The following is a 14,891-nucleotide window of genomic DNA, read 5'->3' on the forward strand; positions in this document are numbered from 1 at the left end:
ACAGCAACTAAATCACTGTGCATTTATATTATTTAAATTTTAGTTATTGAGAAACTACTGGATTTCCAAAAATATCCAATTCTATAACGGTTTTGCCCAGTTTTTGAACTTCATCCCATTGCGTGGCTTTATCTCCAACAACCACATAAATCATATCGTCTTCAACTAAATACTCATCGATAATATTTTTATAGTCATCAACAGTCATAGCAATAAGCTCCTCTTGATCTTTTTCTATATAATTCATAGCATAACCATACTTACTAATGTTGCGAAGTAGAGCTAATTTTGCTCCTAAACTTTCATAAGCTCTTGTATTTGCCTTCAATAACTTGTTTTTGGTAAGTTCTACTTCTTCTTCACCAAAACTCTCAGCATAAGTCGCTAACATATCTTCAATTATCTCAAGTGATTTCAACGTTGCATTAGCACGAACACTAGAGCGAACGGTATATGGTGCTATTTCTAAACTATTACCTACACCAGAATATGCACCATAAGTATAGCCTTTTTCAATTCGTAAGGTTTGAAACAAGCGGCCACTTGAACCACCACCTATGATTTCGTTAGCGAAATCCAGATTATTGGCATCAGCATTTTTAGCCGATAAAGCCAATTTACCAATATTTAAAACCGATTGTTTAGAATCTGGCACATCTATAAAGAATAATAAATCTTGTTTATTGTTTCCAGAAATTGAATAATCTGCAATTTCTGGTGCTTCTCCTACCCAATCGTTTAAAGTTGCTAAAATAGTCTTAGTATTTTCAGGAGTAATGGCTCCTGCTATGTGGAATGAAGCATTGGCCGGAACCAAGTTTTTATAATAGGTTTTTAAATCGTCCAATGTAATATTTTCGACGGTATTCAACATACCACTTCCTGGCACTGCAAACGGATGACCATCTCCATACAATAATTTGTTGTAGGCCAAGCTAGCAATTGCATTTGGGTTGGCTTCACGATCCTTCAATCCAGTTTCTAAAGCTTTTTTTAATCGCGTATATTCGCTTTCGTCCCAACGAGGTTCTAAAAGAATCTCTTTTACTAATGCTATTGTCTCTTTAAAGTTTTTAGTTAAGCAAGAACCCGTAATATGAAAATCTTCGTTGGCACTATACATACCAATACTTGCTCCTAATAAGCCAAAAGCTTCTTCCAATTCAGCTGGTGTTTTATTAGCAGTCCCCTCCATCATTAAATCACTTAATAAATTTGCTACTCCAGCCTTACCTTTTGGATCTAATAAGTGACCTCCAGGGATTGTAATATCAAATTGTACTAATGGTATTTCATTATTTTCAATGCCATATAATTCCATGCCGTTTTCCAATTGAGCTGTCCATATATCTGGCATCTTGAATTTTGGTAATTCGCCAAATGGTGGTTCGCTTCTATCGTACTTACTTGGTGTCTTTTCGTACTCGGCTTCTTCACCTTGACTAACCTCTTCGTTTGCAACATTTTGCTTAACTTCTTCAATCCAAACGGTAGCTTCTTTGGAATCTGTAACAGCTAAATCCAATTGGCCTTTTGGGACCACACTTGTCATGACATAGCTTTTACCTTTTATGTATTGATTGTATACACGCATAACATCTTTAGCCGTTACTGCATTGGTCAGTTTAGCTGTTTTAGTAATGTAACTTGGATCTCCTCCAAACTCATTGTCTTGACCTAACTGAAAAGCTTTATTCAATACCGTGCTTATTCCTTGATACAAGTTAGTTTCCAATTCCGCTTTTATACGTTTTAAGTCACGTTCATTTACACCTTCAGTTTCAAATTTCTGTAACCCACTGTTGATAGCAGATTGTACTGCATCTAAATCGGTGCCTGCGTTAGCACGAACACGGAATATAAACTCTCCTGCTAACTCACTACTGTATTGATAAGTTCCAATATTAGGTGCTAATTTTTGTTCTTCAACAACCGTTTTATACAATGGTGATTTTTTACTACCACTCAACAATTGACCCAAAATTTGTAAAGCATAAGAATCTTTGTGATACTCTTCAACAGTTGGATAAACCATTCGAAGTTCGGGCAACTTGGCAAAATTATCTTCAAAATACAAGGACTTCGTCTTGTTTAAAGTTACTGGCATTGGGTTTTGCTTTTCAACTTCTGGACCACTAGGTATTTCTCCAAACCACTTTTCGACTTGTTTTTTGGTTTCATCAAAATTAATATCACCTGCAATAACCAATGTAGCATTGGCTGCGCCATAATATTTATGGTAAAACTCCTTGACATCATCAATTGTAGCAGCCTGTAAATCCGGTAACGATCCAATTACCGTCCAATTGTAAGGGTGTCCTTCAGGATATAAATTAGATCTTATAATTTCATCGGTATAGCCATAAGGTGCATTGTCTACACGTTGGCGCTTTTCGTTTTTTACTACTTGTTTTTCGCGTTCAAGAGCAGCCTCTGTTACTGTATTGATCATATATCCAAAACGATCGGAGTCTATCCACATAATTTTCTCAAAGGCATCTTTTGGTACCACTTCGTAATAAACCGTGTAATCATTTGAAGTACCGCCATTACGGCTTCCACCCCATTCTGGAATCATTTTTCGGTTGGCACCAACAGGTACATTTTCAGAATCATTGAAACTCATATGCTCAAAAAAGTGTGCAAAACCCGTTTTGCCTGGTTTTTCACGGTTTGAGCCTACGTGCATAATAGTAGCAACGGCAACAATAGGGTCACTCGTATCTTGATGCATAATGACTTCAAGACCATTATCTAATGTGAATTTCTCATAATCAATTGTAAATTCTTTTTCAGTTTCAGCTACCAATGCAGTGTCCTCATTTTTCTTGCAAGAAAAAACAACAAGCAAAACAGCTAAAAAAGATAGTTTAATAATGCGCATAATCGATAAATTTTGGTCGTTATTAAAAGTTAATCTATAAATGTCTGACTTTTAACGATAGATTTCCTAAAAAGAGAGTGTAATTAACATTTTTTTATACTTTTAGAAAAATTTCATTTTATGAAAAAAATTACATTCCTACTTGGTATATTTTTGGTTATCAATCATTTTAGTTTTGCGCAACATTCGGTGGCGAGAGATTGGAATGAAGAAATTCTAGACGCTATTAGAGGGGACTTTGCTAGACCTACTGTTCATGCCAGGAATTTATTTCATAGCTCCATTATAATGTATGATGCTTGGGCTTTATTTGATAGTCAAGCTGAAACAATTTTTTTAGGTAAAAATTTTGGAGGCTTCAATTGTTCATTTGATGGCATAGCAACTCCAAGTGATATTGAAGCAGCAAGGCACGAAATTATAAGTTATGCTTTATTTACTTTAATTAAGCATCGTTTTCAAAATGCACCAGCCTATAATAGTGAAATTTCACCATCTATACATACGCTATTTGGTGATTATGGTTATAATGACAATTTTACATCTACGGATTACTCAACAGGTTCGTATGCTGCATTAGGAAACTATTTAGCAAGTAAAATAATAGAATTTGGAAACCAAGACCATTCAAATGAAGAAAACGGATATAATAACCTATACTATTCTCCTGTTAACGACCCTTTAATATTAGAATTGTATGAAGACAATACCGCTATCAACCCTAATAGATGGCAGCCTTTGGCATTTGATGTTTTTGTAGACCAAAGCGGAAACGCTTACCCACTTAATACACCAGATTTTTTAAGTCCAGAATGGGGAGAAGTTACTCCGTTTTGTCTAAAACCTCAAGATTTAAACGTATATAACAATGGTACTTTTGATTGTTATGTTTATAACGATCCAGGTCCTCCGGTTTTTATTCAAAACTCTAACGAGGATGGCATAGACGACCCATATAAATGGCATTTTGCGCTTGTAGCTGCTTGGTCTTCCCATTTAGATCCAGCTGATAATACCATGATTGATATTTCTCCAGGTGCTATTGGTAATTTTGATCCTCAAAATTTTCCAGAGACTTTTGCAGAGTATCAAGCTTTTTATGACTTTGGTTTTGGCGGTGATGCCAGTACTGGTCACGCTATAAATCCTTACACCAATGCACCATATGCACCTCAACTTGTAAAACGAGCTGATTATGCGCGAGTACTAGCAGAATTTTGGGCTGATGGCCCTGATTCTGAAACGCCTCCAGGACATTGGTTTACTATTTTAAATTATGTAAATGATCATCCATTAACCGTAAAGCGTTTCAATGGTCAAGGGCCTGTTTTAAGTGATTTAGAATGGGATGTTAAAAGCTATTTAACCCTTGGTGGAGCCATGCATGATTGCGCTATAAATGCATGGGGAATAAAAGGATATTATGATTATATTAGACCTATTTCAGCTATTAGATATATGGCAGGAAAAGGGCAAAGTACCGACGCCTCACTACCTAATTACGATCCACATGGAATTCCTTTAGTTCCAGGCTATATTGAATTGGTTGAAACCGGAGACCCATTAGCAATTGAAGATCCAGCGAACATTGGAAAAGTTCAAATTTACGCATGGAAAGGACCAGACTATATTACGGATCCAACTACCGACATTGCTGGTGTAGATTGGATTTTAGGTGAAAAATGGTGGCCATATCAACGTGCCACTTTTGTTACACCGCCTTTTGCGGGTTATTTATCTGGACATTCAACGTTCTCAAGAGCTGCCGCAGAAGTATTAACTTTAATTACAGGTGATCCATTTTTTCCTGGAGGTATGGGTACTTTTGATATACAAGCCAACAACTTTTTGGTTTTCGAACCTGGACCATCTGCTGACATGACATTACAATGGGCTACTTATCGTGATGCTTCAGATCAAACTAGTTTATCTAGAATTTGGGGTGGTATCCATCCTCCTATTGATGATATTCGTGGCCGAATAATTGGTGAAAAGATAGGGATTGAAGCTTTCAATTTAGCCCTTGAATATTTTAATGGTACTTTAAGTACTGATAACTTCAGTTTAATTAATGATACCGTATCTATATATCCTGTACCATTTGAAAACGAATTTACTGTAAAACATAATTTGAATGAACCTCTTAAAATTGAAGTTTATAGCATTGATGGTAAGATTATAAAAACTGATACAATATTAACTAACAGCCAAAAAATGTCAATTGCTTCGGTACAGAAAGGTATTTATTTTGTGAGATTAAGTAATTCAAAAAATGAAATTGTAAGTATTAAAAAGGTAGTGAAAAACTAATAATTAGTTTACTATTAGTTTTTTAACAATAATCTGATTATCAAATTGAACTTTAATCACGTAAATACCAGAACTCATTGAACTTATATCTATTTCATTAAGGCCCTTGTTCAAGCTTTTAGTTATTACAGATTGACCGTTTGTATTGTAAATTTCAAAATTTCCTGCATTATTCCCAATACCAATATTCAGCAAGTTGGTTGCTGGGTTAGGATACATATTAAAAGCTATTACAGGAACTTCAACCTCTTCTTTAACATTCAATGCATTACACTGTTCATTAGTTTCAACAAAAGTAGTAGCTGCATCTATTTCCCATTCACTTAAAAAATCGGCTTCCATATCATCAACAAACAGGCAAGTCATGTTTGGATTACTTGTTGCGTTAAAATCAGAAATTTCAGAATTTTCTGCATTACGCATATCAACTGAAGTTAAATTGTTGCCATCTAAATGAACATACTTTAATTCAGGATTGTTAGACAAGTCAATCTCGGTTAATAGGTTACCGCTAGCATAAAATAACAACAAATCTTCAGCTGTGCTTAATTCTAAATCTGAAATATTATTGTTATTACACAATAATCGTTTTAAAAACCAATTAGAGCTTATATCAAGTGTATTTAGATTATTACCACTGGCATCTAAATATTTTAAATCCAAACAATTTGAAACATTTAATGTTTGAAGATTATTACCTGCACAAGAAATAGATTGTAACAAGCTGTTATTACTTATATCTAAATTTGTGATGTTATTTTCTCCGCAAAACAGCGATTCCAACAATACATTGTTAGTGAAATTCAATTCAGAAAGATTATTTGAGTAACACCAAAGCACTTCTAAATTTAGATTATTAGAAACATCAAGCTCTGAAATGTTGTTCAAGTTGCACGATAACAGCTCTAACTCAACATTATTAGTAATGTCAAGCTCATCTAATAGATTATTGCTAATGTATACTTGCTTTAAGTTTATATTATTAGAAATGTCTAACTCTTCAATGCTATTATCTTCTATGTCCAAAACTTCTAATTCCAAATTATTCTGGACATCTAAATACTGAATGTTATTAAAATAGCAGTACAAATATTTTAAATCTACAAAAGCTTCAATACCTTCTAAACTTGTAATGTTTTTATTAAAGATATTTAGTGTAATTACACCTTCAGCATCACTATTTAATATATTTCCATTAAGACCATTTGTGTCAATATTTGCTTCAATTAACGCTTGCTCAAAACTTGGATCGGGAATTAAGGTTGTTTGAGAAAAAGACGTAGAAGGAAATATTATAACACATAAAATTGCTATAATATAATTAGACATTAATATTATTAGTTTTGAGGCCAATTCTAAATATATTCTTTTCTTGGGATTAAAAATATGTGTTACAATTTGTTGTAACGATTATATTCGTTATTCGTAAGTTTTAATCGGTAAGCTACTTGATTAAGTGATTTTTGCAGAATAAAAACACTTATTCATAAAATTGTAGAATTGTAGATATAGGAATCGTATTTTTGCACCTATAAAATTCAATTTATGTTACAATTGTTTCGAGTTATTGCACTTTTTGAAGGCATATCATATATATTATTGCTATTTATTGCAACACCAATAAAATATTTTCTAAATGAACCAAAATATGTAAAATGGCTTGGCATGCCACATGGTTTGTTATTTATTGCCTATATAGTATTGGCAGTGATAATTGGAGCTAATTTAAAGTGGGATAAAAAAACAATGCGTATAGTTTTATTGGCTTCAATTATTCCTTTTGGCACTTTCTATGTTGATAGAGTATATTTAAAACAATAACAGTATGACTGAATATTCACGTTTTTTTTACGATTATTTTATAAGTTCCAATGTATCTAAATCCACTGCGGAATTCTTGAACATGGCCATACTTTTAGTTATACTACTGGTGGTGCTGTGGGTTACAGATTTTATCACCAGAAAGGTATTGGTGCAAGCGTTTAATAATTTTGCATCAAGAAGTTCAACTAATTTTGACAACTTATTGGTTAAACACAAAGCGCCTAGGAATATTGCCCATGTTGTCCCGCTTCTTATAACGATTAAGTTCTTTCCTATTGTATTTTATGACTATCCGCATTTTGAACAACCCATTGAAACTATTTTAAAGCTTTACACAGTTTTCTTAATTATATGGATTATTAGAAGTGTTTTAAAAACATTCGAGTCATATTTTCAAAGTATTAAACGTTTAAAGGACAAGCCTATTGCTAGTTATATACAGGTTGTAATGATTGCCCTTTGGGTATTGGGCTTTGCAGTAGCTGTAGTAATTGTTACAGATATTTCCATTATAAAATTTTTCACCACTCTTGGAGCTGCTTCTGCAGTTATGCTACTTATTTTTAAAGATACCATTTTGGGGTTTGTTGCCAGTATTCAGTTTGCTGTTAACGATACAATTAGGATTGGCGATTGGATAACCATGACAAAATATGGAGCAGATGGTGATGTTATTGCTATTAATTTAAACAGTGTACAAGTTCAAAATTTTGATAAAACCGTAACGATTATACCTACTTATGCTTTTATAAGTGAAGCATACACAAATTGGCGTGGTATGGAAGAATCTGGTGGGCGACGAATTAAAAGGGCATTAATACTCAAAGCTACTAGCATTAAGTATTTAACAAATGATGATATTCAAGCCCTTAAAACAATAGATTTAATAACAGATTATTTAGTATCCAGACAAGAGGACATTAATTCGTATAACGAAAGAATTGGTGCCAATAAAGATTTGCTGATAAATGGTAGAAACCTAACTAACCTTGGTGTATTTAGAAAATATGCACAAGAATATGTAACTAATCATTCTGCCATTAATAAAGATATGACCATTATGATTAGGCAGCTTGCACCGAATTCTAAAGGTATTCCTTTAGAAATTTATGCTTTTAGCAGTGATAAACGTTGGGCAAACTACGAATACATTATGGCTGATATTTTTGATCATTTACTTGCCGCAGTTCCCTACTTTAAACTTGAAGTTTTTGAGGATATTTCTGGTAAGGTAAACTAATCTGACTTCAACCTATCGCTAACGAACTCTACTTGGGTTTTGCCATGAGGTTTAGGCTTACCATTTTCACCAAGATTAACCATTATAATTTTATCTATTGTCAATATGGTTTCACGAGTCATTTTATTTCTAGCCTCACAACGTAAAGTGATTGAAGATTTGCCAAATTTAACAACCTCCATTCCCAACTCAACAATATCTCCTTGTTTAGCCGAGCTCATAAAATTAATTTCAGATACAAATTTGGTAACAATACGTTTGTTTTCAAGCTGAATTAAAGTGTATAAAGCAGCTTCTTCATCTATCCAAGCCAATAATCGGCCTCCAAATAACGTACCATTAGGATTTAAGTCTTCGGGTTTTACCCATTTTCGCGTGTGAAATCTCATAAATTATAATAATGTTTGCTGGGAATCATCGTTCGGGATTTTCAAATCGCACCCTAATTCTTCATTTAATTTTTTAATAAAATAGGCAGACAGTAATGGTGATTCTTTTTCTATGTTTTGATGTATAAAAAAATCTATTTCCTTAATGCCTTGTTCTTGCCATTCTTTCAGTCTAATAACCCAATCATCCAAACGTGTATAATCGCTTGGGTGATTAGCACCAACATAGCGAACAAAAGCTGTAGGGTTAGTTAATCGCATATGCATTAAATCTCTTCTTCCAGCAGTATCAACAATAACATTTGAAATATTATTGGATTCCAATAAATCGTACAATTGATTTGAAACTGCTTCATCGTTATACCAATCTGTATGCCTAAACTCAATGGCCAATGGCAACTCCTTTGGCCAATTTTCAACAAAGTGGACTACTCTATCAAAATCTTTTGGTGCAAAATTATTGTGCATCTGTAAAAATATTGTCCCCAACTTTTCTTTTAGATTAGATGCATTATAAAGGTAATTTTCAACAACAGCTTGTACATCGTTTAGCCTTTTCCAATGGCTAATTTCCTGATTGAGTTTAGGAAAAAACTTAAAACCCTCTGGTGTTTTTTCATACCATGTCGCAAATTGTTCTGCAGGGAAAATTCTGTAAAACGTAGCATTCAATTCTATAGCATTAAACTGTCTGGAATAATAACTTAATTCATCTTTTGTTCCTCTAGGATAAAAACCTTTTAAATCGGCTTTGTTCCATTTGGCACAGCCTACATATATTTCAGGAACATTGTCATCTTTCACTTTATTGAGTACTCGTGCTGTATCTATATGATCAGGTTTTAAAGTAAAATCTATATTTTCTGGATTGTCAACGCTTCCAAATTTCATTTTTTTCGGTTTTAATCAAAGATAATGGTTACGATTAGTAAAATAAAATACTTTAATAATTAAGCCTAATTTTAAAATGCATAAAACCCATTGTTGATAACGCTGTTAATATTGAAATTGAAGTCGACCTATATAAGCTATTTGAATTTATATTTTTAGTAAAACTAAAATCATGAACCGATCTACAAGCCTATTACAATGTCGACCAGAAATTTCTTCGGCATTATTTTTTGACACCATGAGTCCTGATGAACGCTTTCAAAACAAGACTTTACGTCCCATTATTAAAATGCAAAGTGATTTGTTTGTGGCTGTATTTAAAAACTACGTTGCTAAACACAAAAATGTTTTTTATGGTTTGTCTGTTGAAAAACAGATTCACTATATTGAAAATGCCATACATAAGGACATGAAATTTAGGAATTCTCTAAAAGGAATGATTATTGGCCAATTTACTGTAGAAGAATATAGTTTCTACATTTCAAACTCATCTGCATTAAATAAGCGTATGATGAATATTGTTAAGGAACGTTTTATTAGCGATATTCAATTATTTCAAAAAGACACAGTTTTAGAGGCTATTTAATTAGTGATTCACCATTTAGATTTGTAGTTAGTACATCGCTCATATAATCAAAAAATGGTCTTACGGCTTTAAATGAATTATTGACTTCGTCCAAAAAATTGTTGGATAAGACCTCCGAATCTTTATATTTTTTAGTGAAGATGTATTGCTTCTTTCTAATTAAATCAATATCAGGGTGGTTTTTATCAAAATCTCTGGGTGCCGATTTTAGTTCGTCGCCCACCAAATTTCCCCAAATATTTTTAAAAGAAGGCTTATTCATAATATCCCTCATTTCAGCAGCATCCATTTCAAACTCTTTACGAATTCTTAATAAGTCATCCTTATTGGGTTCCCAAAAACCCGTGGCAATAAACGATTCATTGTTAGGTGCTATATGTAAATAATATCCGCCTCTAAGCTGTGGTTTTTTTCTGTGAAATGAACCACCAAAATGTGTTTTATAAGGCTGTTTATTTTTTGAAAAGCGAACGTCACGATAAATTCTAAAAATTTTGGAACTATCAACATCATCGTGAGTCTTTAACATAGTAAACAACTCACTGTAAAAAGCTTTCACTTGATTTTCAAGTACTTTAAACTCTTTTTTGTTTTCATTAAACCAATCACGATTATTGTTTTTTTCTAATTTCTTTAAAAAATTTAAGACGTCGTTGGAAAGCGTTTTCATATCGTAATAATTTTTATAAAGTTATAAAAAAATGCCTCAGTTTATTGAGGCATTTTTATTAATCTATAACGGTCTATTATTTATTAGACTTTATAGTCATAAATTTAGTTGTCATTAAGGAATTAGATTCTGTATCATAATACTCTATAACGAAATTGCCTTCATCTGTAAAATATCCAATACCTGAATAGTCCTTGTTGTTAAAGATATAATATCTGTCATCTAAACTTGTTTTCAATGCGTTACCAAACACACTTTTAGTATTATTGCTAGTTACCGAAAATCCGTTAGATTTCTTGACAAAGTCATACTGTTTCCCATCTCTAACATAGGTTACAAGTTCAATTTCAGAATCGTAAAACGGGTCATTATCATTATCAATTGCAATGGTTTTGGTAACTGTTTTATCATCGTGTATAACCATATCTTGATTTACTTTTCCAGCGTCAGCCTTATCTAGTTTTATTTCTTTTTCCTCTTTGGTCGTTACTTTAATTTTGTTTTCTACAACCTTCTCACCATTGTTAATCTTAACGGTTTTTACTTCTGTAGTTTCTGACATACTTCTTGGTTTATCTTGAGCAAATAAGGCTCCAGAAAATAAGAATATCGATATATAAATTAAATTTTTCATTGCTATATAGTTTTTAAGGTTATTATTAAATTTTAATTGTGAAGTATGGATTAATCATCTACAACATCTTCTACTGCATCTCCAACTTCATCAGCAGCTTCCTCTACATTATCTCCAACTTCCTCTGCTGTTTCTTCAATTTTTTCACTTGGTCCCTTTTCATCTCTACATCCTGTAAACACAGTTGATAAAGTAAATAAGAAAACAAATGCTACTAATAATTTTTTCATCGTATTGAATTTTAATGGTTAATGTTCTTTTGTTTCTATTCTTGTTTCTATTTAGTACTTAACAAGCCTTTTAATAAGGATGCAACAAATAGTACTAAAAAAATAAAGAAACATATTTTAGCTATTCCTGCTGATGCTCCGGCTATTCCGCCAAAACCAAGTATTCCAGCTATAATTGCAATTATTACAAATGTGATTGTCCAACGTAACATAATTTTGTTTTTTAAATTAGTATTAAGGCTTAATTGTTATTAGCCCACTCTAGTTATTAGAGAATTCTTCTTGAAATTTGACAGGGTTGTCAAACTTTAGTTTATTGTCAAATTGTAAAGTTCGAATTGGGAATGGTATTGTGATACCTTCTTTATCGTAAGCTTTTTTGATTGCGATAATGGCTTGTGTTTTAGCACGCATTTTTTCTAACATGCTTTCAGCATCTATCCAAAAACGGCATAAGTAGTTTATAGAGCTATCTCCAAATTCGGTAAAGTAAAATTCAACATCTTCAGGGCTTTCAACTTGATCAAAAGTATTTGCTATAACTTTCTTGGTTAAAGATTCTACTTTTTCAAGATTGGAATCGTAACTCACACCACATTCTAAAAACACGCGCATTTTAGTTGTTAATGAATAGTTTTTGAGTGGGTTTTCAAGAATCATTTTATTAGGAATGACCACTATATTGTTATCGGCTTCTTTTAGAGTAAAATCTTTCATATTGATATCGATTACCTCACCAGAATACCCATTAGTTTCAACCCAATTACCAATTTGAATTTTCTTTCTAAACGATAAAATAATTCCAGAAATAGTATTTGCTAAAGTACCTTGTAAGGCTAAACCAATAGCTAAACCTGCAACACCAGCACCTGCTAATAATGAAGTGAGTGCTTTATTTAAATTCATGATTCCTAAAGCCAAAAATAATCCAGCTAGAACAACTACTACGGCAGTTATTCTGGAAACCATACTGCTCACTGCTTCGTCTTTTACTCGCTTATCAACAATTTTTTTGGTGATTTTGTTTACGTATTTAGCTATAAAATAAGCAGCTGATAAGACTAATAATGCTAATATAAAATTTGGAAGATATTCAATAACTGTATTAAACCAACCTTTTAATTTGCTTATTAAATTGCTAAATGCTTCTGCTAATTGCTCTTTCATAATATCATGCTTTTAGTAATTAATAATTCTGTTTGGTTCAAGCTAGACTTCCATAGGCGATTTTTTTAAAGAATCTTTTGTGTCCTTTAACCAAGCATTTAACATCCAGCTTGTCTTTTCCAGTTCTCTTATGTAAGCACCTATTAAGTCAATAGTCCCTTCATCTGAAATGGCTTCAGCTTTTTCAATAACTTGACTCATTTGCTTAAGAAGAATTTTATGGTCATTTAAAGTTTCTTGAACCATATCCTTATCAGTAACTAGATTATCTTTCTCTGTAATAGCAGAGACTTTAAAATAATCTTTAAACGTACTCATTGGATGAAACCTTAAGGTTAAGATGCGCTCAGCAATTTCATCTATTTTTACTTTTGCATCATTATACATTTCTTCAAATTTCATGTGTAAGTCAAAAAAGTTTTTACCCAAAATGTTCCAATGGTTACTTCTTAACTTTTGATAGTAAATATGGTAATCTGCAAGAAGTGTATTTAATTCTTCAACAACTGGTAATAAATTTTCATCTTTCATGTTCAAATAACTCATAATCGTATTTTTTTGGTTTTAAATTAATTACGATTATAAACTATGGGCTAGATTAAAAATGTCAAGTGGTTTAACAGGCTTTAACGGTATTAAGTTTCTATTAACAAAAATTTAAGTTAAAGAACGGGCCGGCTTCTTAAAGGAATTAACAAATTTTATATCGCTTTTTCCTACAAAAAATCAACTTTATTGAGGATTAACCCTGAAGCTGGAGCAATATAATTTATTGAAATGTTATGGTTTGGATGTAGGCTGTTTTCTATATCCTGTAGTGATAATTCACCTTTGCCTACTTGTATAAGAGCTCCCATCATGAGCCTTATTTGATTACGCATAAAGCCATTTCCTTTTACACGCAGTAGATAGGATTTTTTAGGAAAAAAATTAGCGGTGAATGTTTTGTTTTCTGTTATTTCGCATACATCAATTTCTCTCTCATAAACACCTTTGTCTGTAGCTTTATAGCAGTACGATTTTAAATAGTGCTTCCCTTCAAACAGTTTTGCTGCGGTTTTCATCTGCTCAACATCTAGCTCATCTAAAATGGTTGTCATAATAGGTGCGCAAAATGGATGGAACTTACCACCACATGCAAAAACATAAAGATATTCTTTAACTTTAGAATCTTGAATAATATTAAAGCTTTCCGTAACAGGTTCAATACTTAAAGCACGAATGTCTTGAGGTAGATTATAATTAAACAACTTTAAAAAGTCATCTAATTCTTCTATTTCATGATATAGGAACAATTCGAAAGCTGCTTCGTTTGCAGAAACCATAGCATCTGTTCTACCGGAAGTTAATGTTTTAAACCGCTTGCCTTCTAGTATATAATTTAAGGTTTTATCTATCATTAAGTGCAACGTTTTTAAGCTAGGTTGCTTTTGCCAACCATGAAATCTGTAACCTAAATACTGGCATTTAACAAGATAATAGAAACGTTTTTGCTCAAACACGTTATTGAATTTTTAAAACCGTTCGAAAATACTGTATTTTAAGTATCTAACAAATTTTTTATAAATTGTAATATAGAAACTAACTAAATACTTAAAAAATGACTGAATCAAACAAACCTGCAATCTGGTTTTGGATTGTAAGCATTATTGCTTTATTATGGAATTTAATGGGTGTTAATGCCTATATTCAACAGGCTTATCGAACGGAAGCTGTTATGTCTCAAATGACTCCTGAACAAATTGCTTTACTTGATGCTAGACCAGCATGGGTAACGGCATTATTTGCCATCGCTGTTTTTGCTGGAGCACTAGGATGTTTATTGCTCTTACTGAAAAAGAAACTAGCTACCCCAGTTCTAATTTTATCCTTTTTAGCAGCAACTATCCAGCAAATCTGGTGGTTTACATCTGAAGGACCTGCATTAATGGATCAATTTTCTGGAACAATCATGCCAATAATGATTATTATCTTTTGTGTATTCTTGATTTGGTTTTCAAAAAAATCTGCATCTAAAGGTTGGCTTTCATAAAAGAACAAACACTAAATCCAAAAAAGGCATTAGA

The 14,891-nt window shown here is 32.5% G+C and carries 16 protein-coding genes; 5 read left to right on the plus strand and 11 right to left on the minus strand.

Features of this window, described 5'->3' with window-relative positions; genetic code table 11:
* Positions 1–43: 43 nt before the first annotated feature.
* Positions 44–2,884, minus strand: a complete 2,841-nt coding sequence (locus MTX13_RS12675) for a M16 family metallopeptidase (RefSeq protein WP_250436119.1) — start codon at positions 2,882–2,884, stop codon at positions 44–46.
* A gap of 120 nt (positions 2,885–3,004) precedes the next feature.
* Here MTX13_RS12675 and MTX13_RS12680 point away from each other — a divergent pair, with 120 nt between their 5' ends.
* Positions 3,005–5,194, plus strand: coding sequence for a T9SS type A sorting domain-containing protein (locus MTX13_RS12680; RefSeq protein WP_250436121.1), 2,190 nt, complete (start codon positions 3,005–3,007; stop codon positions 5,192–5,194).
* 3 nt (positions 5,195–5,197) lie between these two features.
* Here the strand turns inward: MTX13_RS12680 and MTX13_RS12685 are convergent, their stop codons facing one another.
* Positions 5,198–6,523: a T9SS type A sorting domain-containing protein gene (locus MTX13_RS12685; RefSeq protein ID WP_250436123.1), complete on the minus strand. Its 1,326-nt coding sequence runs from the start codon at positions 6,521–6,523 to the stop codon at positions 5,198–5,200.
* 216 nt (positions 6,524–6,739) lie between these two features.
* Here MTX13_RS12685 and MTX13_RS12690 point away from each other — a divergent pair, with 216 nt between their 5' ends.
* Positions 6,740–7,015 (plus strand): DUF3817 domain-containing protein, encoded by a 276-nt coding sequence (locus MTX13_RS12690; protein WP_250436131.1) that lies wholly within the window; start codon positions 6,740–6,742, stop codon positions 7,013–7,015.
* A gap of 4 nt (positions 7,016–7,019) precedes the next feature.
* A complete protein-coding gene (locus MTX13_RS12695) occupies positions 7,020–8,258 on the plus strand; it encodes a mechanosensitive ion channel family protein (RefSeq protein ID WP_250436158.1) in 1,239 nt (412 codons plus the stop codon).
* Here the strand turns inward: MTX13_RS12695 and MTX13_RS12700 are convergent.
* Both MTX13_RS12700 and MTX13_RS12705 read right to left on the minus strand, forming a co-directional pair.
* The gene (locus MTX13_RS12700; protein WP_250436160.1) at positions 8,255–8,647 is read right to left on the minus strand and encodes an acyl-CoA thioesterase; all 393 of its coding nucleotides are present in this window, start codon (positions 8,645–8,647) and stop codon (positions 8,255–8,257) included. The two genes, MTX13_RS12695 and MTX13_RS12700, sit on opposite strands and share 4 nt — an antisense overlap.
* A gap of 3 nt (positions 8,648–8,650) precedes the next feature.
* Positions 8,651–9,538, minus strand: coding sequence for a DUF72 domain-containing protein (locus MTX13_RS12705; RefSeq protein ID WP_250436162.1), 888 nt, complete (start codon positions 9,536–9,538; stop codon positions 8,651–8,653).
* A gap of 172 nt (positions 9,539–9,710) precedes the next feature.
* On the opposite strand from MTX13_RS12705, the gene MTX13_RS12710 reads away from it, so the two are divergent.
* Positions 9,711–10,124: a glyoxalase gene (locus MTX13_RS12710; protein ID WP_250436164.1), complete on the plus strand. Its 414-nt coding sequence runs from the start codon at positions 9,711–9,713 to the stop codon at positions 10,122–10,124.
* Here MTX13_RS12710 and MTX13_RS12715 read toward each other — a convergent pair.
* From MTX13_RS12715 to MTX13_RS12745, 7 genes are all read right to left on the minus strand, one after another.
* Positions 10,117–10,794 (minus strand): DUF2461 domain-containing protein, encoded by a 678-nt coding sequence (locus MTX13_RS12715; RefSeq protein WP_250436166.1) that lies wholly within the window; start codon positions 10,792–10,794, stop codon positions 10,117–10,119. The genes MTX13_RS12710 and MTX13_RS12715 overlap by 8 nt on opposite strands.
* A 76-nt stretch (positions 10,795–10,870) precedes the next feature.
* Complete coding sequence (locus MTX13_RS12720; protein WP_250436167.1) at positions 10,871–11,428, minus strand: hypothetical protein; 558 nt, start codon at positions 11,426–11,428, stop codon at positions 10,871–10,873.
* 50 nt (positions 11,429–11,478) lie between these two features.
* Positions 11,479–11,658 carry a hypothetical protein gene (locus tag MTX13_RS12725; protein WP_250436169.1) on the minus strand — a complete coding sequence of 60 codons (180 nt, stop codon included), beginning with the start codon at positions 11,656–11,658 and terminating at the stop codon, positions 11,479–11,481.
* Positions 11,659–11,705: 47 nt separating this feature from the next.
* A complete protein-coding gene (locus tag MTX13_RS12730; RefSeq protein ID WP_250436171.1) occupies positions 11,706–11,870 on the minus strand; it encodes a DUF1328 domain-containing protein in 165 nt (54 codons plus the stop codon).
* A 49-nt stretch (positions 11,871–11,919) separates the two neighbouring features.
* Entirely contained in the window at positions 11,920–12,825 is a 906-nt protein-coding gene (locus tag MTX13_RS12735) for a mechanosensitive ion channel family protein (protein ID WP_250436173.1), read from the minus strand.
* A gap of 42 nt (positions 12,826–12,867) precedes the next feature.
* On the minus strand, positions 12,868–13,371 hold the full coding sequence (locus MTX13_RS12740; protein WP_250436181.1) for a Dps family protein: 504 nt from the start codon (positions 13,369–13,371) through the stop codon (positions 12,868–12,870).
* Between the two features lie 170 nt (positions 13,372–13,541).
* The gene (locus MTX13_RS12745; protein WP_262920490.1) at positions 13,542–14,225 is read right to left on the minus strand and encodes a tRNA pseudouridine synthase A; all 684 of its coding nucleotides are present in this window, start codon (positions 14,223–14,225) and stop codon (positions 13,542–13,544) included.
* Positions 14,226–14,425: 200 nt separating this feature from the next.
* Between MTX13_RS12745 and MTX13_RS12750 the strand changes: the two genes are divergently transcribed.
* Positions 14,426–14,857 (plus strand): hypothetical protein, encoded by a 432-nt coding sequence (locus tag MTX13_RS12750; RefSeq protein ID WP_250436193.1) that lies wholly within the window; start codon positions 14,426–14,428, stop codon positions 14,855–14,857.
* Positions 14,858–14,891 lie beyond the last annotated feature (34 nt).

Source organism: Hanstruepera flava (assembly GCF_023634025.1).
In the GTDB taxonomy this organism is placed as follows: Bacteria; Bacteroidota; Bacteroidia; order Flavobacteriales; family Flavobacteriaceae; genus Hanstruepera; species Hanstruepera flava.